17 protein-coding genes are annotated in these 22,640 nt (G+C 63.2%); 8 read left to right on the top strand and 9 right to left on the bottom strand.

Annotation, left to right across the window (positions count from 1 at the left end; translation table 11 throughout):
- Nucleotides 1-101 precede the first annotated feature (101 nt).
- On the bottom strand, nt 102-890 hold the full coding sequence (murI, locus tag NL528_RS30020; protein WP_309177983.1) for a glutamate racemase: 789 nt from the start codon (nt 888-890) through the stop codon (nt 102-104).
- A 202-nt stretch (nt 891-1,092) separates the two neighbouring features.
- Between murI and NL528_RS30015 the strand changes: the two genes are divergently transcribed.
- The 3 genes from NL528_RS30015 (at nt 1,093) to NL528_RS30005 (ending at nt 2,957) form a co-directional block, all read left to right on the top strand.
- Nucleotides 1,093-1,644, top strand: a complete 552-nt coding sequence (locus NL528_RS30015; protein ID WP_309177982.1) for a cytochrome b — start codon at nt 1,093-1,095, stop codon at nt 1,642-1,644.
- Between the two features lie 113 nt (nt 1,645-1,757).
- Nucleotides 1,758-2,114 carry a cupredoxin domain-containing protein gene (locus NL528_RS30010; RefSeq protein WP_309177981.1) on the top strand — a complete coding sequence of 119 codons (357 nt, stop codon included), beginning with the start codon at nt 1,758-1,760 and terminating at the stop codon, nt 2,112-2,114.
- Between the two features lie 9 nt (nt 2,115-2,123).
- Nucleotides 2,124-2,957 carry an FTR1 family protein gene (locus tag NL528_RS30005; protein ID WP_309177980.1) on the top strand — a complete coding sequence of 278 codons (834 nt, stop codon included), beginning with the start codon at nt 2,124-2,126 and terminating at the stop codon, nt 2,955-2,957.
- A 199-nt stretch (nt 2,958-3,156) separates the two neighbouring features.
- Here NL528_RS30005 and purB read toward each other — a convergent pair whose 3' ends face one another.
- The gene (gene purB, locus NL528_RS30000; RefSeq protein ID WP_309177979.1) at nt 3,157-4,464 is read right to left on the bottom strand and encodes an adenylosuccinate lyase; all 1,308 of its coding nucleotides are present in this window, start codon (nt 4,462-4,464) and stop codon (nt 3,157-3,159) included.
- A 404-nt stretch (nt 4,465-4,868) separates the two neighbouring features.
- Here purB and NL528_RS29995 point away from each other — a divergent pair, with 404 nt between their 5' ends.
- The 3 genes from NL528_RS29995 (at nt 4,869) to NL528_RS29985 (ending at nt 7,832) form a co-directional block, all read left to right on the top strand.
- On the top strand, nt 4,869-5,465 hold the full coding sequence (locus tag NL528_RS29995) for a TetR family transcriptional regulator (protein WP_309177978.1): 597 nt from the start codon (nt 4,869-4,871) through the stop codon (nt 5,463-5,465).
- Between the two features lie 156 nt (nt 5,466-5,621).
- On the top strand, nt 5,622-6,362 hold the full coding sequence (locus NL528_RS29990) for a metallophosphoesterase family protein (protein WP_309185068.1): 741 nt from the start codon (nt 5,622-5,624) through the stop codon (nt 6,360-6,362).
- Between the two features lie 3 nt (nt 6,363-6,365).
- Nucleotides 6,366-7,832, top strand: a complete 1,467-nt coding sequence (locus NL528_RS29985) for a bifunctional serine/threonine-protein kinase/universal stress protein (RefSeq protein WP_309177977.1) — start codon at nt 6,366-6,368, stop codon at nt 7,830-7,832.
- A gap of 86 nt (nt 7,833-7,918) precedes the next feature.
- On the opposite strand, the gene NL528_RS29980 is transcribed toward NL528_RS29985, so the two are convergent.
- The 3 genes from NL528_RS29980 to NL528_RS29970 form a co-directional block, all read right to left on the bottom strand.
- Nucleotides 7,919-8,056: a hypothetical protein gene (locus NL528_RS29980; RefSeq protein WP_309177976.1), complete on the bottom strand. Its 138-nt coding sequence runs from the start codon at nt 8,054-8,056 to the stop codon at nt 7,919-7,921.
- Nucleotides 8,057-8,218: 162 nt separating this feature from the next.
- Complete coding sequence (rpe, locus tag NL528_RS29975; protein WP_309177975.1) at nt 8,219-8,920, bottom strand: ribulose-phosphate 3-epimerase; 702 nt, start codon at nt 8,918-8,920, stop codon at nt 8,219-8,221.
- A 478-nt stretch (nt 8,921-9,398) separates the two neighbouring features.
- Nucleotides 9,399-9,626, bottom strand: a complete 228-nt coding sequence (locus NL528_RS29970; RefSeq protein ID WP_309177974.1) for a hypothetical protein — start codon at nt 9,624-9,626, stop codon at nt 9,399-9,401.
- Here NL528_RS29970 and NL528_RS29965 point away from each other — a divergent pair.
- Nucleotides 9,565-10,164 carry an EF-hand domain-containing protein gene (locus tag NL528_RS29965; RefSeq protein ID WP_309177973.1) on the top strand — a complete coding sequence of 200 codons (600 nt, stop codon included), beginning with the start codon at nt 9,565-9,567 and terminating at the stop codon, nt 10,162-10,164. The genes NL528_RS29970 and NL528_RS29965 overlap by 62 nt on opposite strands.
- 33 nt (nt 10,165-10,197) lie before the next feature.
- Here the strand turns inward: NL528_RS29965 and NL528_RS29960 are convergent, their stop codons facing one another.
- Nucleotides 10,198-11,193, bottom strand: coding sequence for a P1 family peptidase (locus tag NL528_RS29960; RefSeq protein WP_309177972.1), 996 nt, complete (start codon nt 11,191-11,193; stop codon nt 10,198-10,200).
- 78 nt (nt 11,194-11,271) lie between these two features.
- Complete coding sequence (locus NL528_RS29955) at nt 11,272-13,986, bottom strand: PAS domain S-box protein (protein ID WP_309185067.1); 2,715 nt, start codon at nt 13,984-13,986, stop codon at nt 11,272-11,274.
- Between the two features lie 430 nt (nt 13,987-14,416).
- Between NL528_RS29955 and NL528_RS29950 the strand changes: the two genes are divergently transcribed.
- Nucleotides 14,417-14,824 carry a response regulator gene (locus NL528_RS29950; RefSeq protein ID WP_309177971.1) on the top strand — a complete coding sequence of 136 codons (408 nt, stop codon included), beginning with the start codon at nt 14,417-14,419 and terminating at the stop codon, nt 14,822-14,824.
- Nucleotides 14,825-14,830: 6 nt separating this feature from the next.
- On the opposite strand, the gene NL528_RS29945 is transcribed toward NL528_RS29950, so the two are convergent.
- Nucleotides 14,831-16,336 (bottom strand): HWE histidine kinase domain-containing protein, encoded by a 1,506-nt coding sequence (locus NL528_RS29945; protein ID WP_309177970.1) that lies wholly within the window; start codon nt 16,334-16,336, stop codon nt 14,831-14,833.
- Nucleotides 16,337-16,350: 14 nt separating this feature from the next.
- Nucleotides 16,351-22,635 (bottom strand): HAMP domain-containing protein, encoded by a 6,285-nt coding sequence (locus tag NL528_RS29940; RefSeq protein ID WP_309177969.1) that lies wholly within the window; start codon nt 22,633-22,635, stop codon nt 16,351-16,353.
- Nucleotides 22,636-22,640 lie beyond the last annotated feature (5 nt).

The following is a 22,640-nucleotide window of genomic DNA, read 5'->3' as shown; positions in this document are numbered from 1 at the left end:
CAGGCCCCACCCCATAAGTGAGACACGGTCATCTTCTGTGACGCGGCAATTTTGGTCGGCCTGTCACCTTTTCCGTCAATGCGTAATCCGCCCTCGGGCGGCTACGCAGGCACGCGCCCGCCGAAAAACGGCATCAGCGCCTTGCTCAGCGTATGCGGCCGCTTCGAGGTGAAGATCATTTCAGCGCCGGCCTCGTCGCTTTCGTTACCCGGCGGGCCGAGCAGATCGGAGACGCGCCGCGCAATCGCCGGCGCGGGATCGATCCAGTCGACCGGCCAGGGCGCGAGCTTGATGAGCCGCTCCAGCAGCAGCGGATAATGCGTGCAGGCCAGCACGACGGTGTCGGTGCGGGCTCCGCCGTGCTCGACAAAGCAGGGCGCGAGTTCGGCCGAGATATCCCGATCGCTTACCGCGTCGCCGCTCAGCGCCGACTCGGCCAGCGAGGCGAGCTCCGCCGAGCCGACCAGCGTCACTTCGCAGCCTAACGCGAAATCGTGGATCAGCTTCCTTGTGTATTCGCGCTTGACGGTGCCCTTGGTGCCGAGCACGGAGACGCGCTTGGTCTTCGAAGAGGCGCAGGCCGGCTTGATCGCGGGCACGGTTCCGACGAACGGCACTTTGTATGCGCTGCGCAGGTGCGACATCACCAGCGTGGATGCGGTGTTGCAGGCGATCACCACCAGGTCGGGGGTGTGGGCGGCGATCAATTCGCCGACCAGCGGGACCACGCGGGCGATGATCTGCTCCTCGCTGTGGTGGCCATAGGGGAAGAACGCATCGTCGGCGACATAAACATAATGCGCATCGGGGCGGGCACCGACGATTTCACGCAATACCGTGAGACCGCCAAGGCCGGAATCGAACAGGAGAATCGTCGGAGGGACTGGCACGCCACAATTCTAGCCGATCCGCGGTTACCATTCAGTTGTTTTTGCTGGCCCCGCGGCTTCCCGGGCGGTGTCGCTGCACCGCCCAATTTTGAATGATTCAAATCGCCTTGCATGGGCCGCAAAGCTATCAGGGCAAGCCGTTGCAGACGCGGACAAAACCGCGACGCACGAGCGATCCGAAAGCCGGGAGCCCGAACCAAATATGCTGCGAAATACGTCATCGAGCTGGGGCACCCTCTCGCGCGCCTTCCACTGGATTCTCGGGTTCGCGATCATCGGCATGCTGGCATCCGGGTGGTGGATGAACCACTTCCCGGCGCGTGCGGACCGCTTCTTCTACCGCTCGATCCATGCCGATATCGGCTATCTGGTGCTGCTCTTGACGGTGATCCGGCTCGCCTGGCGCGGCGTCAATCCGACGCCGGAATTGCCGCCGGATACGTCGCGCTGGCAGCGGATCGCGGCGCGCGTCAGCCAAGGCGCACTGTATGCCGTCACCATCCTGGTGGCGATGCTGGGCTGGGCCCATTCCGGTGCGCGCTCGCCGGATTATTCCGACTGGTTCGGGCTGTTTCACGTCCCGCAGATTACCTCGCCCGACAAGGCCGCGGCGGCGGCCTACGAGGACCGCCACATCTTCTTTGCCTATGTGCTGCTGGCGCTGATCGTGCTGCATCTGGCGGCCGCACTATGGCATCACTTCATCAGGCGCGATCGCGTCGCCGCACGCATGGTGGATGGTGCGGCCGGCTGACCGAAGCGGTTTAGAATCGCTCCAGAAATACGCGTCTTTTTGCCTCTTCTCGGGACGGCTGCCGGCAGCGTAAGGCATCGGTCGAACTCATCAGCCGCAATGAAAGAACCGCCATGTCTCTCTCGCGAATGCTCTCAAGTGCAACTCTACTCGCCGCCGTCGCTCTCGTATCGGTCGCCGTTACCGGCGCCGCGGACGCAGAGAACGCGGTCGAGATTCAACTGAGCTACAAAGACAGGAAATTCGATCCGGCCGAGATCGGCGCGCCCGCCAACACGCCGATCGCGATCAAGCTGAGAAATCTCGACGCCGGGGCGATGGAATTCGAAAGCAAGACGCTGCATGTCGAGAAGGTGGTCGCCGCCGGCGGCGACGCCACCATCAATGTGCGCGCGCAAAAGCCCGGCCGCTACGAGTTCTTCGACGAGTATAACGAGAAGACCGCCCGCGGCGCGCTGGTGGTGAAGTAAGACGTCGCCGTGATCGCCGCACTGATCATCGTTTTCCGCGAAGTCTTCGAGGCCGGTCTGATCGTCGGCATCGTGCTGGCGGTGACGCGCCCGGTGCCGCATCGCAATCGCTGGATCGGCGGCGGCGTGCTGGCCGGCGTTCTGCTGGCCTGCGTCGTCGCTGGCTTTGCCGGCGCGCTGTCCAACCTGTTCGCGGGCATGGGGCAGGAGCTGTTCAACGCCGCGATCCTTAGCCTCGCGGTAGTGATGCTGACCTGGCACAATGTCTGGATGGCGCGTCACGGCAGCGAACTGGCCGGTGAACTGCGCAACGCGGGGCGGGCGGTGGTCGAAGGATCGAAGTCGCTGCTGGCGCTCGCGATCGTGGTCGGCGTCGCGGTGCTGCGCGAGGGCAGCGAGGTCGTGCTGTTCCTGTATGGCGTGCTCGCCGCCGGCAGCGACACTTCGTGGAGCGTCGCGCTCGGCGGTTTTGCCGGGCTGGCGCTCGGCGCCGTCATTTGCATGCTGACCTATTTTGGCCTGGTGCGCATTCCCATGCGGAAATTGTTCACGACGACGACGGTGCTGATCGCGCTGCTGGCGGCCGGCATGGCGGCGCAGGCGGCGGCCTTCCTGGAAAAGGCGAATTGGCTGACGGCGATGGACAACGTCGTCTGGGATTCAGGCTGGATCCTCTCCGATACCAGCATTCCCGGCCGCGCGCTGCACACCCTGATCGGCTACACCGACCAGCCGACGGCGATGCAGCTCACGGTCTATCTCGCGATCCTGGCGGTAACGTTCGTGCTGATGCGGCTCTACGGCGCGCCGGTGAAGCCGGCGCAGTCAGCGGCGCGAAGTTAGAGACACAGCGTACACGTCATCCTGAGAGGCTGTGAAGCTATCTCGGACCTCATCCTGAGGGGCGGCGTCTTCGCCGCGTCTCGAAGGATGGCCGCGAGTCCATTGTTGTGTCCATCCTTCGAGACGCTTGCGGAGTTTATCATCGGGCCGCGCTTCGCGCGGACCCGTTGGCAAGCTCCTCAGGATGACGACCTATCCATCAGCTCGCCCCGAACACGCGCCTGAAAATCGTATCGACGTGCTTGAAGTGATAGCCGAGGTCGAACTGCTCCTCGATCTCGGCGTCGGTCAGATATTTCTTCACGTCGGGGTCTTTTTTCAACAGCGTCTGGAAATCGCCTTCGCCGCGCCATACCGGCATGGCGTTGCGCTGCACGAATTTATAGGAGTCCTCGCGGCTGGCGCCCTTTTGCGTCAGCGCGATCAGGAGCCGCTGCGAATGCACGAGGCCGCCGAGGCGGTCGAGGTTTTTTTGCATGTTGGCGGGATAGATCAAAAGCTTGTCGATCAGGCCGGCCAGACGATTCAGCGCAAAATCGAGCGTCACGGTGGCGTCAGGGCCGATCATGCGTTCGGCCGAGGAGTGCGAGATGTCGCGCTCGTGCCAGAGCACGACGTTTTCCATCGCCGGCAGCGCATAGGCGCGCACCATCCGTGACAGGCCGGACAGGTTTTCCGACAGCACCGGGTTGCGCTTGTGCGGCATGGCGGAAGAGCCCTTCTGGCCTTCCGAGAAGAACTCTTCGGCTTCTAGCACCTCGGTGCGCTGCAGATGGCGGATCTCGGTGGCGAGGCGTTCGACCGAGGAGGCGATGACGCCGAGCGTTGCAAAATACATCGCGTGGCGGTCACGCGGGATCACCTGGGTCGAGATCGGCTCCGGCGTAAGCCCCATCGCCTTGGCGACATGTTCTTCGACGCGCGGATCGATCTGGGCGAAGGTGCCGACCGCGCCCGAGATCGCGCAGGTCGCGACTTCCTTGCGGGCGGCGACGAGGCGCTCGCGGGCGCGTGTGAATTCGGCATAGGCGTAGGCAAGCTTGAGCCCGAACGTCACCGGCTCGGCGTGGATGCCGTGGGAGCGGCCGATGGTCGGCGTCATCTTGTGCTCGAAGGCGCGCTTCTTCAGCGCGGCGAGAACCTTGTCGATGTCGGCGATCAGCAAATCCGCGGCGCGGGTGAGCTGCACGTTGAGGCAGGTGTCGAGCACGTCGGAGGAGGTCATGCCCTGGTGGACGAAGCGCGCCTCGGGGCCGACGATTTCGGCCAGATGGGTCAGGAAGGCGATGACGTCGTGCTTGGTCTCGCGCTCGATCTCGTCGATCCGCTCGACGTTGAAGGTCGCATTCCTGGCCTTGGCCCAGATCGTCCTGGCGGCTTCCTTGGGGATGGTGCCGAGTTCCGCCAGCGCGTCGGCCGCATGGGCCTCGATCTCGAACCAGATCTTGAAACGGGTCTGGGGCTCCCAGATCGAGGCCATTTCCGGGCGGGTATAACGGGGGATCATGGTCGACTCTCAGCAATTGTTTTTTACGCCGCGCTTTAACAGAGCCGCCGAGGTGAGACAAACCTTGGGGCCGGGGGCCGGGAGCCGGCGTGCGAGGCGCCCGGGCCGCCCGCCCAAGGGGGATCCCAATCACAGTTTATTGAATAACAGATATTGAAATCTGTCAACGAGATGTGCTATATCACTTTGTGACGCGAGGGCTGGGCGTCAAATATAGGGCTCGCCGGCCGATACGGCGGGTTTCGGAGCTGAAGAGGACTACCCCGATGACGATGGAAATTCTTTATTTGACCGCCCAAATTCAACGCTGGCTCAACCTGCGCGTCGCCCGCCATCTTGAGGCCCAGGCCGCCAAGTTTACTCACTAAACGAAGCGGGACAGCGAGAACCAAACGGAGCGGCCCATGAACGAAGTAATGGTTTTGACGCCGGAACGGATTCTCGAAGTAACCGAGGACGTGTTGCGGCGCTATGGGCTCGCCAAGGCTACTGTGGTCGACGTCGCCCGTGCGCTCGATGTCAGCCACGGCAGCGTCTACCGCCACTTTCCGAGCAAGGCTTCGCTGCGCCAGGCCGTTGCAAAGCGCTGGCTCGACCGCGTCAACGCGCCGCTTCAGAAGATTGCGGAGGAGGCGGGGCCGGCGCCCGCCCGGCTGGAACGCTGGCTGCGCACGATGTTTGAGATCAAGCACAAGAAGGTCAGCGACGACCCCGAGATGTTCAGGACCTACCTGACGCTGGCACAGGAAGCCTGCACGGTGGTGAAGGCGCATAAGGACGGCCTGGTCGACCAGATTGTGCATATACTGTCCGACGGCGTGGAGCAGGGCGTATTTCAGGTCGCCGATCCCAAAGCTTCGGCGCGCGCGATTTTTGACGCCACCAGTCGTTTCCACCATCCCGCCCATGCCGAGGAATGGAGTGAGGCGGAGCTTGCCAGGCGGATCGACGCCGTGCTGGCGCTGCTGCTCAAAGGCCTGGAAGCGCCGCGTAAACGCTGATTGAATTGGCGGCGCGATCGTCGCCGCACCGCGTCAAAACCAACCCCACCGCATATGACCTTGTCTCGGACCCGCTGCGGGCCTGGGATCGCCTGCTGTTTGACATCCATCAAATCTGGCACAAGCCTGTCCGGTACGGATAGCGCGGAGGAAAATGTGCGGCTGGCGCTGTTTACCGATATCCATGCCAACCAGCAGGCTTTTGGCGCCTGCCTGGAGGCGGCGCGGGCGCGCGGCGCCGAGCGCATGATCTGCCTCGGCGATATCGTCGGCTACGGCGCCGATCCGGAATCGACGGTCGAGACGGTGATGGATCTGGTCGATCGCGGCGCCATGGCCGTGCGCGGCAACCATGACAGCGCGATCGGTACTCCCTCCGAGACCATGAATGCCGAAGCGCAAGCCGCGATCGAATGGACCCGCGGCAGGCTCAGCGCGAACCAGCGGCGGTTTCTGGCCGAATTGCCGCTGACCCGGCAGGACGGCGACCGCCTCTACGTTCATTCGGAAGCGAGCCACCCGGCGCGGTGGCGCTATGTCCGGGGCACGCCGGAGGCCGCGCGCAGCCTCGAGGCGACCGAAGCCCACATCACCTTCTGCGGACACATCCACAAGCCGGCGCTGTATTCGATGTCGTCAGCCGCCAAGATGACGAGCTTCGTTCCGACCTCCGGCGTCCCCGTGCAATTACTCGGCGGCAGGCGCTGGCTCGCTGTGATCGGCTCGGTCGGGCAGCCGCGCGACGGCAACCCGGCCGCCGCGTTTGCGATGCTCGATACCACCTCGCATGAGATCACCTATTGCCGCGTGCCCTACGACGTCGAGACCGCGGCCAGCCGGATTCGCGCCAACGGCCTGCCGCACTGGCTGGCCGACCGGCTGTTGGTCGGGAGGTGAGCGATGGCCAAACCTTCGAGGAACAGGCCTTTGATTGCGACCGGCGCCGAGCTGGATGGTTTTACGATCGGGGAGTGCGTCCATCGCGGCGGCATGGCGACGCTGTGGAGCGTGACCCATCGCGGCATCAACGTGCCGCTGCTGATGAAAATCCCCCGGGTTTCCGAGGGCGAGGATCCGGCCGCCATCGTCAGCTTTGAAATGGAGCAGATGATCCTGCCGCGGCTGGCGGGACCGCACGTCCCCGGCTGTTTCGGCACCGGCGATTTCGGCCGGCAGCCCTATGTCGTCATCGAGCGCATCCCGGGCACCACGCTGTACGACCGGCTCCGCGACCTGCCGATCCCATACGAAGAGGCGAGGGTGATCGGCGGCAAGATCGCGACCGCGCTCGCCGATTTGCATCGGCAGCACGTCATTCATCACGACATCAAGCCGAGCAGCATCATGTTTCGCCCCTCGGGCGAATGCGTGCTGATCGATTTCGGATTGTCGCATCACAATCTTTTGCCCGATCTGCTGCAGGAAGAATTCCGCTTGCCCTACGGTACCGCGCCCTACATGGCGCCGGAGCGCCTGCTTGGCGTACGCGACGATCCGCGCAGCGACCTGTTTTCGCTCGGCGTGCTGCTGTATTTCTTCACCACCGGCGAGCGGCCGTTCGGCGAGGGTGAAACGCTGCGCGGCATGCGCCGGCGGCTGTGGCGCGATCCGCATCCGCCGCGCAAGCTTAAGACCGATTATCCGCCCTGGCTGCAGGAGATCGTGCTGCGGTGTCTCGAGATCGAGCCGGTCTGGCGGCACCCGACGGCATCGCAACTGGCGTTCGAACTTGCCCATCCCGAGCAGATCAAGCTGACCGCGCGATCGGAGCGCCAAATGCGCGATCCGCTCTCAACGGTCTGGCGGCGCCGCTTCAATCGCGGCCTGACGCAACCGAGACCGAAATCCGATCTTGCCGCCCAACTGGCGTCGGGGCCGATCGTGGCCGTCGCCCTCGATACTGCTGAAGGGGCGGGGCTGCTGAACGAATCGCTGCGCAAGGCCGCCGAGCAGATCCTTGCAACCCTGCCATCGGCGCGGCTTGCCTGCCTGAACGTGCTCAAGCTCGGCCGCATCACGCTGGACAAGACGCTCGACGAGCAGGGCAACAACAAGCACATCGACCGGCTTGTCGCGCTCCGGCATTGGGCGTCGCCATTGCAACTCGACGAAAGCCGGCTCACGGTGCATGTACTGGAGGCGGTCGATCCCGCTTCCGCCATCCTGGAATTCGTCGAGGTCAATCACGTCGACCACGTCGTGATCGGCGCGCGGCAGAATTCGCTGGCGCGCGCGCTGCTCGGCAGCGTCTCGGCCAGGGTGGCGGCGGAGGCCGGTTGTACGGTCACCGTGGTGCGGCCGCCGCGGCTGGCGGCGGTGCATGGGCAAGAAGAAGCAGAGGCCGGCGCCGCCGTTCGTAGCGGCTGAAGAAATATTCGAGGTCCGGATGCGGGCGCCGCGGAATGCGACACCTGCGCTTTGACGGCCGCTTTGCAATCACGCCCGCCACGGACTCAAACCAGCCGCACGTGCGTACGGCGAAAGTTGGCGGCGATCTTGACCCGTCGTGTCACATAGATGCGCCGCGCGACGAACGCCACGTTCAAGCCGAGCCACAAAGCAACGCCGATCCAAACATAGGTCATCGTCATGATGCGCACTCCCGCGAATTCGAGCGCGGTATGTGCATTGATTTGGCTGAATCCGGGAAGCCCGGATCACTACGGTGCGGCGCACGAATATTGAGCATGTGGCGGCGCAGCATGGGAACTGCTGCAGTGCACCAGAGCTATCATTTACACGGCAATCGCCGGCTAGATTGCTTCGCCGCGCGCGCTGGCCGCAGCATTGCGGATCGCGGAAATATTGGTCTTGTACGCGTCCACGTTGCCGCCCTTGAACACCGCGGAGCCCGCGACAAACGCGTTGGCGCCGGCGGCCGCCAACTGGCCCGACACATCCGGGCCGACGCCGCCGTCGACTTCGATATCGATCGGGCGGCCTGCGGTCATCGCCCTGACATCGCTGATCTTGCCGAGCGCCGAGCGAATGAAGGCCTGACCGCCGAAGCCTGGATTGACCGACATCACCAGCACCAGATCGATCAGATCGATGACATATTCGATCGCGCTTGCCGGCGTGCCCGGATTGAGCGAGACGCCGGCCTTCTTGCCGAGCGCGCGGATCGCCTGCAGCGAACGATGCAGATGCGGACCCGCCTCGGCATGGACCGTGATGTGATCGCAGCCGGCTTTGGCGAAGGCCTCGAGATATTGATCGCACGGCGAGATCATCAGATGCGCGTCAAAAATCTTCTTTGTGTGCGGGCGCATCGCCTTGATGACATCGGGACCGTAGGAAATGTTCGGGACGAAATGCCCGTCCATCACGTCGAGATGGATCCAGTCGGCGCCGGCGGAATCGACGGCGCGGACTTCCTCGCCCAGTTTGGCAAAGTCCGCCGCCAGGATCGACGGCGCGATGACGAGGGGACGTGACGCAAATTGCTGGGACATGTGCGCTTTTCCGAAGGCTGATTTCGAAGGTGCGGAACGTTTCGGGTAACACGCGCAAAGTCTGGGGGCAATGCGGGCGGGACCGGGTATCGAGGATAGAAAGATTGTCCCACGCGAAGCCGTCGGGCTGAATGGGTTCCGCGCACAAATTGGCAGAACCGAGCCCGCGTGAGTTCGAATGGAGCCAGTGCAGCCACGCCCGATTTCCAAAACGCATGATCCGATAATTTGTGCGAATGCCTGCCGTCGGCGCGAGGAGATCTCAACGCGGGGGTGGAAAAATCTGCCGGAGCGGGCACGAATTGCCTGCCATGCCAGCCCAGGCCAAATGCAAAAAGCGCCGGTTTCATTGGGTTTTTCACCATGGCACGGCGCTTGCTGAGTAGTTGGCGTGAGTTAACGGCCGCGTCGTCCAGCCTTGTCGGAGTTCTGCCATGTTGCCTGCCATTGGCGCCGCGTCGTTAGCCATCGATGCCCTTCAAGGGCTGCTTTCGTCGAAATCCTCGTCCACGCAATCGACCGGCTTTAGCCAGGGTGCGAGCAGCCCGTTCGATTTTTCCAGCAGCGCCGCGACCTCGACCAGCCAGAGCACGAGCGCGAGCACCGGATCCAGCAGCCGCTTTTCGCAGATCTCACCGGAAACGATGAGCGCGCTGCTGGCGGCGCAAAGCCAGTCTTCGACCTCGTCGACGACTTCGACGTCCACCAGCCCCTCGGATTCGCTGAAGGACCTGTTCTCGCAAATCGACGCCGATGGCGACGGCAAGATCTCAAAATCCGAATTCGAAAACGCGCTCGGCGCCGGCGGCACCAACATCGCGCAGGCTGACGACGTCTTCAACAAGCTGGACAAGAATGGCGACGGCTCGGTCAGCCTCGACGAAATGTCGAACGCGCTGAAGGGCGCCGGCGGCAAGGGCGGGCATCACCATCACCACGTCGCCGCTTCGGACGGATCGAGCGATTCCAGCAGCAGCGGCACCAGCAGCGACGGATCATCGAGCACCGATCCGCTGTTGCAGGCGCTGGAGGGCGGGTCGAGCACCTCCGTCACCAATAGCGACGGTTCCACGACCACCTCGCTGACCTACGCTGACGGTTCAAAGGTGACGATGACGTCGCCTGCGGCAACGACTTCGTCCAGCACCGCGACGTCGTCCTACAATTTCATCGAGCAGATGATCCAGCGCGAGGCCAGCGCGATTGCATCCTCCGCCACCGCATCGCTCTCGGTCAGCGCCTAAGCCGTTGTCAGCAAGGTTTCGGCGCACTTCCGCTTAGCCGAAGCGATCCTTCCACGCCGGCAGCGCGCCTGGAAAGGGCAGCGCGGTCGCCGAATGGACGCCGCGCGCGATCGCGCGGGCGAGCACATTGGCCGCCACCATGCCGAGTTCGGTGAGACCGAACAGCGGATCGATCGGTTTTTCGCCGGTCGCGGCTGCAAACACCACGTCGCCATCGAGCGGCGCATGAACGGGATAGATGGCGCGCGCCATGCCGGTCTGCGCGATCATCGCAAGCCGCTTGGCCTGCGGCTTCGTCAGCAAGGCGTCGGTGACGACGACGGCCAATGTGGTGTTTTCCGCAGAGGTGGCCTCCGGGCCGCCCTTGAGCCGCGCCCTCAACATGTCCGGATCGAACGACGGCGGCAGGCCGCGTCCGCCGAATTCGCCGCCGATTTCGAACGGCGCCGCCCAGAACCATGGCCCGTCGCCGACCGTCACGCTGCCGACGGCATTGACCACCGCGAGTGCGGCGACCTTCACGCCGCCTTCGGTCTGCGAGGAAGCGGAACCGAGGCCGCCCTTGAAATTGGCCGTGGTCGCGCCGAGGCCGGCGCCGGCGCTGCCGAGCGCGAAGTTCTCCGCTGCGGCACCAGCTGCGGCGTAACCGAGATCGCGATAGGGCGGGAAGCGTCCCCACGCCTTGTTGCCGCCGTTCAGGAGATCGAAGCAGATCGCGCCCGGAACGATCGGAATGACTGCGCCACGTACGCGCAAGCCGCGCCCCTGTTCGGCGAGCCAGGCCTGCACGCCGCCGGCGGCATCCAGTCCGAGCGCCGAGCCGCCGGAGAGCGCGATGCCGTCGATCGCTTCGACTGTGCTCTGAAGGTCGAGCACGGTTGCCTCGCGGGTGCCTGGCCCGCCGCCGCGGACGTCGATCGATGCCACCGCGGGTTTGTCGAAGATCACGGCGGTAACGCCGGACGCAAGTGCTGCGTCGTCGGCGTGACCGACGCGGACGCCGGATATGTCGGTGAGGAGATTTTTCAAGCAGCCGGTCCGTCAGGCCCGCATTCGGGCCGTCGATGTCTGGTCGTGATCACAAATATATCAGTCGCAAGGATTGCTTCAATTGCCAAGCGCCATTCGGAGCATGCTGGCCAGTTCGGATTTGCGATAGGGCTTGGCAAGCAGCAGCACGCCGGTGTCGAGGCGGCCATGATGGACGATGGCGTTCTCGGTATATCCCGACGTGTACAGGACTTTCAGCGAAGGCCGCCGCTGCCGCGCGACGTCGACCAGTTGGCGGCCGTTCATGATGCCGGGCATGATGACGTCGGTGAACAGCAGATCGACGGTCGCGGCGGTATCGATGACATTGAGAGCTTCGGCCGCGTTGGCCGCCTCGAACGTGGTATAGCCGAGGCTTTTGATCTGGGTGATGACATATTTGCGCACCAGTTCATCGTCCTCGACGACGAGGACGGTTTCGTTGCCTCCCTCGACGTTCGCCGACATCCGCACTTCTGTGGCGGTCTGGCTCAACCCCGTCGCCCGCGGCAGATACATCTTGATCGAGGTGCCGTGGCCTTCCTCGCTGTAGATCTTGATATGCCCGCCTGACTGTTTGATGAAGCCGAACACCATGCTGAGACCGAGGCCGGTGCCCTTGCCGACCTCCTTGGTGGTGAAGAAGGGTTCGAACACCCGCTCGAGCATTGCTGCGGGAATTCCCGTGCCGCTGTCGCTGACGGCAATCATGACGTAGTGGCCTACCGTCACCTCGCTATGCATGCTCGCATAGGCGTCGTCGAGAAAGACGTTGCGGCTCTCGAGCGTGAGCTTGCCGCCATCGGGCATGGCGTCGCGCGCGTTCAGGGCAAGGTTCAGGATTGCCGTGGTGAGCTGGTTCGGATCGACCAGCGCCGTCCATGCGTCTTCCGCGAGCAGGGGCATGATTACGATATGCTCGCCCAGCGTCGGATGCAGCAGCTTCGCGGCTTCGAGCATCAAGCCGTTGACGTCGACCTCAACCGGCTGCAGCGGCTGCTTCCGGGCGAAGGCGAGCAGATGCTTGGTCAGGCTGGCGCCCCGTTCTGCGGCCTCGTCGATCAGCTTGGCAATGGCCACGAGTTCGGGCTGGCTGGCGACCGCCTCTTCCAAAATCCCGATGGTGCCGGTGATGACCGTCAGAATGTTGTTGAAATCATGCGCGACGCCGCCGGTCAGCTGGCCGATCGCGTCCATCTTCTGCACCTGGCGGATATGCGCGTCCGCGGCCTGCTTTTCCGTCAGATCGCGGCCAATGAAAAAATGACGCCTGACCGGCTCCGACCATGTTCCGGTCCAGTTCAGCGCCACGGTCTTGCCGTCCTTGCCGATATAGCGCGTCTCGAAGTTGCGCTTGTTCTGGCCCCGGCGCGCCGCCCGCATCTCGTTGCGCGTATTCTCGAGATCGTCCGGGTGGATGAATTCGACCGCGCTGTGTCCCACCATATCCGCGGGTGCGTAACCGAGGATGGAAGTGACGCTCGGGCTGACCTGAATGAAATTGCCCTTGGTATCCGTCACCAGAATGAGATCATGCGAGGTGTCGAAGATGCGCCGCCGCTCTTCGATCTCCTGATTGAGTGCCTTTTCCGTCCGCTTGCTCTCGGTAATGTCGCGCGCGGATTTGGAGGCGCCGACAATCTCGCCCGACGCCGATCGGATCGGCGAGACGCTCAGCGAAACATCCAGGCTGCGACCGTCCTTGCGCACGCGCGAGGTTTCGTAATGTTCGATCCTTTCGCCGCGGCCGACCCGGTCGAGGATATTGTGGACCTCGGCGCGCCGGTCGGGCGGGACGATGATATCAACGGGTCTGCCGACCGCTTCCTGAGCCGAATATCCAAACAGTTGCTCGGCGGCCCTGTTCCAGCTGGTGATCTTGCCGTCGAGCGCCTTGGTGATGATGGCGTCGTTGGATGATTCCACGACCGCGCTCAACAACCGCTCGCGTTCGGTATGATACTGCCTTTCGGAGGCGGCCTGAAGCCGGAGCGTATCGAGCAGGCGGGACAACTGGGCTTGCAGGGCGACGTTGTCGATCAGCAAGACGGCGAGAATGAAACTCGCTGCGCACAGGCCATAGAACCGGCCGGCGTAAAAGGCGAGATCGAATCTGGCGGCACTGAAAATTCCGGACAGAGCGACGTCGAACAGCCAGGCGCACATCACGGCCATCAGCCAGATGTCGAGCACGGAATGTTGCCGCCGAAACCACAAGGTCAGCAGCGCCGCCAGGCTGAGCAACAGTTCCGTCGATATGGCGGCGGTCAGGTAGGACGTAAAATGGCCGTCGCTCAACAGCGTCGGCAGCAGGTCGTGTTTGGCGGTGACGATCCAGACTGCGACCGACAACACGCCGCCGACGGCGATGGCGCTCGAAAGCATCGCCCTCCGTGCGGATCCCCGTATTTTGGCGCCGCCATCTTTGTCTTTCAGCAGCGCATAACCGAGGACGACAAGCGGAAATACGCCGTGCCAGATCTGGTACAGCCAAGCGGTGGTCTGCGGACCGGCATTGAGAAGCCCGGCCGGGGCAAACACGCCGGGAAAAGTCAGGGCATGGACGATCGCCGCGGCCATGGTGAACAAATATCCGCTCGCCAGCAGCAGCAGAGCGCGCGACCGCAACAGGCTGAATTGCGAAAACAGCAGGATGGCCGTGATCAGATCGTTGATGGCAAGCGCGGACTGGTAACTCGCAATGAACGCCGGAATCGGGGTGAGCGGCACAGTGGAGTAAGTCGCGGCACATGCGAACAGAATCGACGAGACCACGATGACGGCGAGAGCCATCGTGCGGTCGCAGTTGGTGGCGGGCAAGGTCGACAGGAAGATGCTGCGGTCGTCACCAGTCGGCACTCATGATCTCCTGCAGGCTGGCATCGATGCACCAAAAGGGTCCAAATCAAGCCCGCACCATAGAGCACCCGCCAGAGCGCGAAATCTAGCCGATATGCTGATATCGACCGGGGGCAATGCTGCTCTGCCTGGGCACAGGCATGATATCGCAGCCGGAATCAGCCAAGCGCCATGCGCAATCGCATGCGGCCGCTGCGTATCCCAGAATCAACTCAAGGTTACATACTATCCAATCGGCATAGCAGCGGAAAGCCCATTGCGGAGTAACGGCGTCTTTACCGAAAGGTCGAATAATGCCGCTTCAATGCGCTAAATCCGGGATTTTCACCATAGGGTGCGGGACGATCGATTCTGGATGCCATTCATGCCCCGCGTTCTCGTTGTCGATGACCAATCCAATGTGCGCGCGATGATCTCCATCGTGCTGCGTGTCAACCGTTTCGAAATCGTCGAGGCTGCCAGCGCCGCGGCTGCATTGCAGGCGTTCGCGGATTCCAGTTTCGATCTCGCCATCGTCGATATCTTCCTGCAGGGCACCAACGGGTTCGACCTTATCCGGACCATGCGCGAGCGCGTGCCCAACTTGCCCGTTGTCGCCATATCGGGAATGACCGCGCTCGACTTCCTGGCCGAATCCCCCGAGCTTTCGAATGTCGCGTGTCTGCAAAAGCCGTTTCGCCCGATCGAACTGATGCGTGCGATCGAGGCGGTCCTTGGGTTTCGGCCGTCGCATGATCGCGAGACCGAAGTTGCCGGCGGGGCTGTGCTCTGATCGGGCTTACGCGTCGGCCGATCGCACGGTGCGCCCGGGATTATTTTTTTCGATGATGCCGCCTTGATGCACGCCTGAATCCGGCCGCGCCAGCGCAGGCGGCAACGGAACCGAAAGACGGCACAGCAGGCCCTCGCGGCGCCAGTCGAACCTGGCCTCGCCGCCGAGTTGCGACTCGATGCTGGCGATCACGGTCCGGGTGCCGAAGCCCCGCGTTGTCGGCTCCTGAACCGGAGGCCCGCCGGTCTCTTCCCAGAACAACCGCAGCAGGCCGTGCTCGTTCTCCCATCTGAGGGAGAGCCGGCCCGACAGCGTCGACAGCGCGCCGTACTTGGCCGAATTGGTGACGAGCTCGTGCAAGGCCAACGCCAGCGTCTGCGCGGTGGCAGGCTGCAGCTGCAGCTCCGAACCGGACAATACGATTTGATCGCCCACCGCATAGGGCGCGAGCTCTTCGCCGATCAGCCGTCGCATTTCCGCGCCCTGCCAGCTCGATAGCGACAGCACCGTATGCACTCGCGCCAGCGCATTGATCCGCCCTTCCACCGAGCGGATATAGGCCTTGACGTTTTCGCCTCGGGTCAGCCGGACGATGGATTGGGCCAGCGCCAGGGCATTCTTGGCGCGATGATCGACCTCCCGGGCGAGCAGGTTCTGGCGTTCCTCGGCATGCTTGCGCTCGGTGATGTCGACCGTGACACCGCTGACGCGCACCACGCGGCCCGCTTTGTCGAGGGTGGCGGCGGCGGTGCCGACGCACCAGCGTATCTCGCCATTGGGGCGGATAACGCGAAACTCGGCTTCGTATGATTTTGCACCCTTGGCGAAGTGCGCCAATGCCTTGCGCAGTTCGCCGATGTCCTCCGGATGCAGCAACGCCTGTATCTTGGAAGGCGTCACCACGAAGGTTTTCGAATCGACGCCGAGAATCTGGTATTGGCCCTCGTCCCACATCCAGTCGCCATTGACCCAGTCCCAGTCCCAGGATCCCATTTTGCCGGCGGCGATCGCGAGACTGCGGCGTTGCTCGCTTTCCAGGAGCCGGGCGTGCGATTCCTCCAGCTCGGCGGTTCGCGCCCGCACGCGATCCTCGAGTTCGGCATTCAGCCGCTCCAGCTGCCGGGTCTTGCGGTACAGCTCGGCAAATACCTTGATCTTGGCGCGCAACACTTCCGGGACGACCGGTACCGGAACATAGTCGACGGCGCCCATCTCGTAGCCGCGCAGCCGGTCGAGATCGCTGACCTGAATGGCCGAAATGAAGATCATCGCCGTCTTCTGGAAACGCGGATGGTCGCGGATCATCGCGGCGAGCTCGAAGCCGTCGAGTTCCGGCATGCAGACATCGACCAGGATCACTGCGACTTCGTTCTTGAGCAGATATTCCAGCGCCTCCCTGCCGGATGCGGCGACGACCAGATTCTCGCCGAGCTCCTTGAGGATGACTTCATAGGCCAGCAGTTTTGCCGGCTGATCGTCAACCAGAAGAATATTGACTTTCTCGTGGTCCATCATTTGAACGCCGGTCAACGGTGTAGCCACATACGGATGGCAAGCAGCAACTGCTCGGTGTTGACCGGCTTGGCCAGATAATCCGACGCGCCGGCCTCGAGACATTTTTCGCGATCGCCCTTCATGGCCTTGGCCGTCAGCGCGATAATCGGGAGCCGGCGAAGCGCCGGGTTCTGGCGGATCACCCCAATGGTTTGGTAGCCGTCCATCTGGGGCATCATGATATCCATCAGCACGACGGCGATCTGGGGGTTAGACTCGACAAGCGCAACCGCCTCGCTGCCGGTGGTCGCGGTCAGGACCTTCATGCCGCGCCGTTCCAGCACGCTGCTCAGTGCAAAGATGTTGCGGGCATCGTCGTCCACGAGCAACGCGGTCCGGCCGACCAGGTCCTCGTCGGAACTGTTGAGCTTTTCGAGCATTCGCTGCTTTTCGATTGGCAATTCCGTGATCACGCGGTGAAGAAACAGTGACGTTTCGTCGAGCAGGCGTTCCGGCGATTCCACGCCTTTGACCACGATGCTTCGCGCCATCGTGTGCAGTTCGGCGTCTTCCTCGACCGACAGTTCCCGCCCCGTGAACACCACCACCGGCACGTTCGACAATTGGTCGTCGTTGCGGATCCGGTCGAGCACCTCGAAGCCACTCATGTCGGGTAGCCGCAAATCCAGCACGACGCAGTCGCACGGACTGTCGCGCAGGGTGGAAAGCGCGCCTTCGCCGGTATCGGTGGTCACGATCTCGATATCGTTGTGATCGAGCAGTTCCTTGATGCTCATTTGCTCGGCGGCATTGTCCTCCACGATCAGCAGGCGTTTACGGCGCGGCTTGGCATATTCCTTGATCTGCGACAGCGCAGCGCTGACGCCTTCGGTCGTGGTCGGCTTGTTGACGAAGGAAAACGCCCCGCGCGCCAGCGCATGCTGGCGGTCCTCGTCGAGCGTGATGATCTGCACCGGAATATGCCGGGTGAGGGGGTTGTGCTTGAGCTGGCTCAGCACCGTCCAGCCCAGCATGTCCGGCAGGAAGACGTCGAGCGACACCGCCGACGGCTGGAACTGTTTTGCCAGTTCCAGCGCCTCGGCGCCGTGGGCGGCAACCAGCACCTTGAATCCCTTGTCGCGGGCGAGGTCGACCAGCACGCGCGCGTAATGCGGGTCATCCTCGACGATCAACAGGATGGTGTCTCCGGGCTCGAGATTGAGCCGGTCATCCGGCAGCTGTTCGATGATCCGCTCCTGCGTCGCGGCCTGCAGCGCCGGCACGGCCGCGTAGGGCGGCGAGGCAGGGACGCGCGGTGCGACCGTCGGGCCGGAATATTTCAGCGGCAGATAGAGCACGAAGGTGCTGCCCTTGCCGGGCGTGCTCCTCAGATGAATTTCACCACCGAGCAGGGTCGCCAGCTCGCGGCTGATGGCGAGGCCCAAGCCGGTGCCGCCATATTTCCGGCTGGTGCCGGCGTCGGCCTGCTGAAACGCCTCGAAGATCAGCTTTTGCTTGTCGAGCGGAATGCCGATGCCGGTGTCCGACACCTCGAACGCGATGACGGCGGGCGAATGATTCAGAATCGGATGCTCGGCGCTCCAGCCGCCGAGGGCGGCGGAAACGCTCAAGCGAACCCCGCCTTCGGCGGTGAACTTGAAGGCGTTCGACAGCAGGTTCTTCAGCACCTGCTGCAGGCGCTTCGAGTCGGTAATGATGCTTCGACCCAGAGTGGGGTCGAGATCGACGTTGAACGACAGTTGACGGTTTTCCGCTTCGTGGCGGAACGGCCGTCCCACGGTTTCCAGCAGGTTGGCGGTGAGGATTTCCTCGGCGTCGACCGTCACCGTTCCGGACTCGATCTTGGAGAGGTCGAGAATATCGCTGATCAAATTCAACAGGTCGGTGCCGGCGCCATGAATGGTGCGCGCGAATTCGACCTGCTTGGCGGAGAGGTTGCCGTCCGGATTTTCGGTGAGCTGCTGGCCGAGGATCAGGATGCTGTTGAGCGGCGTCCGCAGCTCGTGCGACATGTTGGCGAGGAATTCCGATTTGTATTTCGACGTCAGCGAAAGTTCGGTGGCCTTTTCCTCGAGCGCGCGGCGCGCCTGCTCGATTTCCTGGTTCTTTCTTTCCACTTCGACGTTTCGCTCGGCAAGCTGCTGGGCCTTTTGCTCGAGCTGCTCGTTGGTCTGCTGCAATTCCTTCTGCTGCGTCTGCAATTCGCCGGCGAGCTGTTGCGATTGCTTCAGCAGGCCTTCGGTCTGCATCGTGGCCTCGATGCTGTTGAGCACGATGCCGATCGAGTCGGTGAGCTGCTCGAGGAAGGTCATCTGCGAGGTCGTGAACGAACTGACGGAAGACAGCTCGATGACGGCCTTGACCTGGTTTTCGAACAGCACAGGCAGCACGACGATATTTTTCGGTATCACCCGCAACAGCGCTGAATTGATCGGAACGGCGTCGCTCGGAATGTCCGACACCAGCCGCTGTCGCTTGTCCATCGCGCATTGCCCGATCAGGCCGTCGCCAAATTGTACGAATAGCGGATGAGGATTGGCGCCGTCGCCGGCATAGGCCGACAGCAGCCGCAGTTGCGGATTGTCTTCATTCTCGACCTGGTAAATGACGCCCATATGCGCATTGACCAGCGGGGTCAGTTCGGTCAGCAGCAACCGGCCCACGGTGGTCAGGTCGCGCTGGCCCTGCAGCATGTTGGTGAATTTGGCCAGATTGGTTTTCAGCCAGTCCTGTTCCGAGTTGACGTCCGTGGTCAGGCGGAGATTGCCGATCATGGTGTTGATGTTGTCTTTGAGTTCGGCGACTTCGCCGCGGGCATCGACCTGGATCGAACGGGTGAGGTCGCCCTTGGTGACCGCGGTCGCCACTTCCGCGATCGCGCGCACCTGCGAGGTCAGATTGGCGGCCAGCAAATTGACGTTGCCGGTGAGATCCTTCCAGGTGCCGGCGGCGCCGGGCACGTTGGCCTGGCCGCCGAGCCGGCCTTCGACGCCGACTTCGCGCGCCACGCTGGTGACCTGATCGGCGAACGTCGCCAGCGTCTCGGTCATGTTATTGATGGTATCGGCAAGGGCTGCGACTTCTCCCTTCGATTTCACCGTCAGGTCCTGCTTCAAATCGCCGTTGGCGACGGCGGTCACGACCTTGACGATGCCGCGCACCTGCTCGGTCAAATTGGCGGCCATGAAGTTCACGGTATCGGTGAGGTCCTTCCAGGTGCCGGCGACGCCGGGAACCTGCGCCTGTCCGCCCAGCTTGCCCTCGGTGCCGACCTCGCGCGCGACGCGCGTCACTTCACCGGCGAAGGCGTTGAGCTGATCGACCATCGTGTTGATGGTGTTTTTGAGTTCGAGGATTTCGCCCTTGACGTCGACCGTGATCTTTCGCGACAGGTCGCCGCGCGCCACCGCCGTGGTGACTTCGGCGATGTTGCGGACTTGCGTGGTCAGATTGGCGGCGAGCAGGTTGACGTTGTCGGTGAGATCCTTCCAGGTGCCGCCGACGCCGGGCACCACGGCCTGGCCGCCGAGCCGTCCCTCGGTGCCGACTTCGCGCGCCACGCGCGTCACTTCGGCGGCGAAGGAACGCAGCTGCTCGACCATCGTGTTCAAGGTGTCCTTGAGCAGCAGAATCTCGCCGCGGACGTCGACCGTGATCTTCTTCGACAGGTCGCCGCCGGCGATCGCGGTGGCGACCTCGGCGATGTTGCGGACCTGCGCGGTCAGGTTGGACGCCATGAAGTTGACGTTGTCGGTGAGATCCTTCCAGGTGCCGGCGACCTCGGGCACTTCGGCCTGGCCGCCGAGCTTGCCTTCGGTGCCGACCTCGCGCGCCACGCGCGTGACTTCGGAGGCAAACGCATTAAGCTGGTCCACCATCGTGTTGATGGTGTTCTTCAGCTCGAGAATTTCACCTTTGACGTCGACGGTGATCTTGCGCGAAAGGTCGCCGCGCGCCACGGCGGTCGTGACTTCGGCAATGTTGCGGACCTGGGCCGTCAAATTGCCGGCCATCGAGTTGACGCTGTCGGTCAGATCCTTCCAGGTGCCGGCGACGCCGGGCACGTTGGCCTGTCCGCCGAGTCGTCCCTCGGTGCCGACCTCGCGGGCCACGCGCGTGACCTCGCCCGCAAAGCGGTTGAGCTGGTCCACCATCGTGTTCAGCGTTTCCTTCAACTGCAGGATTTCGCCGCGGACGTCGACCGTGATCTTGCGCGACAGGTCGCCGCCGGCGATTGCGGTCGCGACTTCGGCGATGTTGCGGACCTGAGCTGTCAGATTGCCGGCCATCGAGTTCACGCTGTCGGTCAAATCTTTCCAGGTGCCGGCGACGCCCGTCACCTGAGCCTGGCCGCCGAGTTTGCCGTCGGTACCGACTTCGCGCGCGACGCGCGTCACCTCGCTGGCAAAGGCGTTGAGCTGATCCACCATGGTATTGAGCGTTTCCTTCAACTGAAGGATTTCGCCGGATACGTTCACGGTGATCTTCTTCGACAGGTCGCCCTTGGCGACGGCGGTCGCGACTTCGGCGATGTTCCGGACCTGGCCGGTCAGATTGCTCGCCATCGAGTTCACGCTATCGGTCAGATCCTTCCAGGTGCCGGCGACGCCGCGCACCAGGGCCTGGCCGCCGAGCTTGCCTTCGGTACCGACTTCGCGGGCGACGCGCGTCACCTCGCCGGCGAAGGCGTTGAGCTGGTCGACCATGGTATTGATGGTGTCTTTCAGCTCCAGAATCTCGCCGCGCACGTCGACGGTGATCTTCTTCGACAAATCGCCATTGGCGACCGCGGTCGTGACCTCGGCGATGTTGCGGACCTGCGCGGTCAAATTGCTCGCCATCGAGTTGACGCTCTCGGTCAGATCCTTCCAGGTGCCGGCGACGCCGAGCACGTTGGCCTGGCCGCCGAGCCGGCCCTCGGTGCCGACCTCGCGCGCCACGCGCGTCACTTCACCGGCGAAGGCGTTGAGCTGGTCGACCATGGTGTTGAGCGTTTCCTTCAATTGAAGGATTTCGCCCGACACGTTCACCGTGATCTTCTTGGAAAGGTCGCCGCCGGCGATCGCGGTGGCGACGTCGGCGATGTTGCGGACCTGCGCGGTCAGGTTGGACGCCATGAAGTTGACGTTGTCGGTCAGGTCTTTCCAGGTGCCGGCGACGCCGGGCACCTGCGCCTGGCCGCCCAATTTGCCTTCGGTGCCGACCTCGCGCGCGACGCGCGTCACTTCGGAGGCAAATGAATTGAGCTGGTCCACCATCGTGTTGATGGTGTCCTTCAATTCCAGGATTTCGCCGCGGACGTCGACGGTGATTTTCCGCGAAAGGTCGCCGCGCGCAACCGCCGTGGTCACGTTGGCGATGTTGCGAACCTGGGCGGTCAGGTTGCCGCACATCGCGTTAACGGAGTCGGTGAGATCCTTCCAGGTGCCGGCGACGCCGGGCACGATCGCCTGGCCGCCGAGCTTGCCGTCGGTGCCGACTTCGCGGGCGACGCGGGTGACTTCGGAGGCGAACGAGCGCAGTTGGTCCACCATCGTATTGATGGCCTCCTTCAACTGCAAAATCTCGCCGCGCACGTCGACGGTGATCTTCTTGGACAAATCGCCGTTGGCGACTGCGATGGTGACCTCGGCAATGTTGCGAACCTGGCCGGTCAGGTTGTTGGCCATCGAGTTCACGCTTTCGGTCAAATCCTTCCAGACGCCGGTCACTTCGGGCACCTGCGCCTGGCCGCCGAGCTTGCCCTCGGTGCCGACTTCGCGGGCGACGCGCGTCACCTCCGAGGTGAACACGCTGAGCTGCTTGATCATGGTGTTGACGATATTGGCCGACTGCAAAAATTCGCCGCCCAGCGGGCGGCCATCGACATCCAGTTGCACGGTCTGCAACAGATCGCCCTGCGCAACGGCGGCAACCGCGCGGGTCACCTCGCGCGTCGGCCACAACAGATCGTCGATCAGCGTGTTGACTGATCCTTCCATGTCCGCCCACGAACCGCTCGACAGATCGAATTTGACGCGCTGGCGGGTTTTGCCTTCGCGGCCGACGACCTGGCCGACCCGTTCGAGCTGCTGCGCCATGCGCTGATTGGCGGCGACGATTTCATTAAAAGTGTCGGCGATCTTGCCTTCGATCCCGAGATGGTCCCCGGTCATCCGCACCGAAAAATCGCCGGCTCGCATCGCCTGCAGCGCGTGCAGCAGATCCTGCAGCGAGTCCGGTTTCCCGTTGGCCTCTGATTTTCGCTTTGAGATAGGGCGAAGGTTCGACGGTGCTGCCGGATCGAGGTCGCTCATTGCAT

The sequence above is a fragment of the Bradyrhizobium sp. Ash2021 genome (genome assembly GCF_031202265.1).
In the GTDB taxonomy this organism is placed as follows: Bacteria; Pseudomonadota; Alphaproteobacteria; order Rhizobiales; family Xanthobacteraceae; genus Bradyrhizobium.
Note: the sequence above shows the minus strand (reverse complement) of the source record. Positions and strands in the feature narration are given on the sequence as shown.

Bases quoted from the DNA above. Each gene is read 5' to 3' on its own strand.
- NL528_RS30015 (WP_309177982.1), top strand. From the start codon at position 1,093: ATGCTGCGAAATACGTCATCGAGCTGGGGCACCCTCTCGCGCGCCTTC.
- NL528_RS30010 (WP_309177981.1), top strand. From the start codon at position 1,758: ATGTCTCTCTCGCGAATGCTCTCAAGTGCAACTCTACTCGCCGCCGTC.
- purB (WP_309177979.1), bottom strand. From the start codon at position 4,464: ATGATCCCCCGTTATACCCGCCCGGAAATGGCCTCGATCTGGGAGCCC.
- NL528_RS29995 (WP_309177978.1), top strand. From the start codon at position 4,869: ATGAACGAAGTAATGGTTTTGACGCCGGAACGGATTCTCGAAGTAACC.
- NL528_RS29985 (WP_309177977.1), top strand. From the start codon at position 6,366: ATGGCCAAACCTTCGAGGAACAGGCCTTTGATTGCGACCGGCGCCGAG.
- NL528_RS29980 (WP_309177976.1), bottom strand. From the start codon at position 8,056: ATGACGATGACCTATGTTTGGATCGGCGTTGCTTTGTGGCTCGGCTTG.
- rpe (WP_309177975.1), bottom strand. From the start codon at position 8,920: ATGTCCCAGCAATTTGCGTCACGTCCCCTCGTCATCGCGCCGTCGATC.
- NL528_RS29965 (WP_309177973.1), top strand. From the start codon at position 9,565: ATGAGCGCGCTGCTGGCGGCGCAAAGCCAGTCTTCGACCTCGTCGACG.
- NL528_RS29955 (WP_309185067.1), bottom strand. From the start codon at position 13,986: ATGGCTCTCGCCGTCATCGTGGTCTCGTCGATTCTGTTCGCATGTGCC.
- NL528_RS29950 (WP_309177971.1), top strand. From the start codon at position 14,417: ATGCCCCGCGTTCTCGTTGTCGATGACCAATCCAATGTGCGCGCGATG.
- NL528_RS29945 (WP_309177970.1), bottom strand. From the start codon at position 16,336: ATGGACCACGAGAAAGTCAATATTCTTCTGGTTGACGATCAGCCGGCA.
- NL528_RS29940 (WP_309177969.1), bottom strand. From the start codon at position 22,635: ATGAGCGACCTCGATCCGGCAGCACCGTCGAACCTTCGCCCTATCTCA.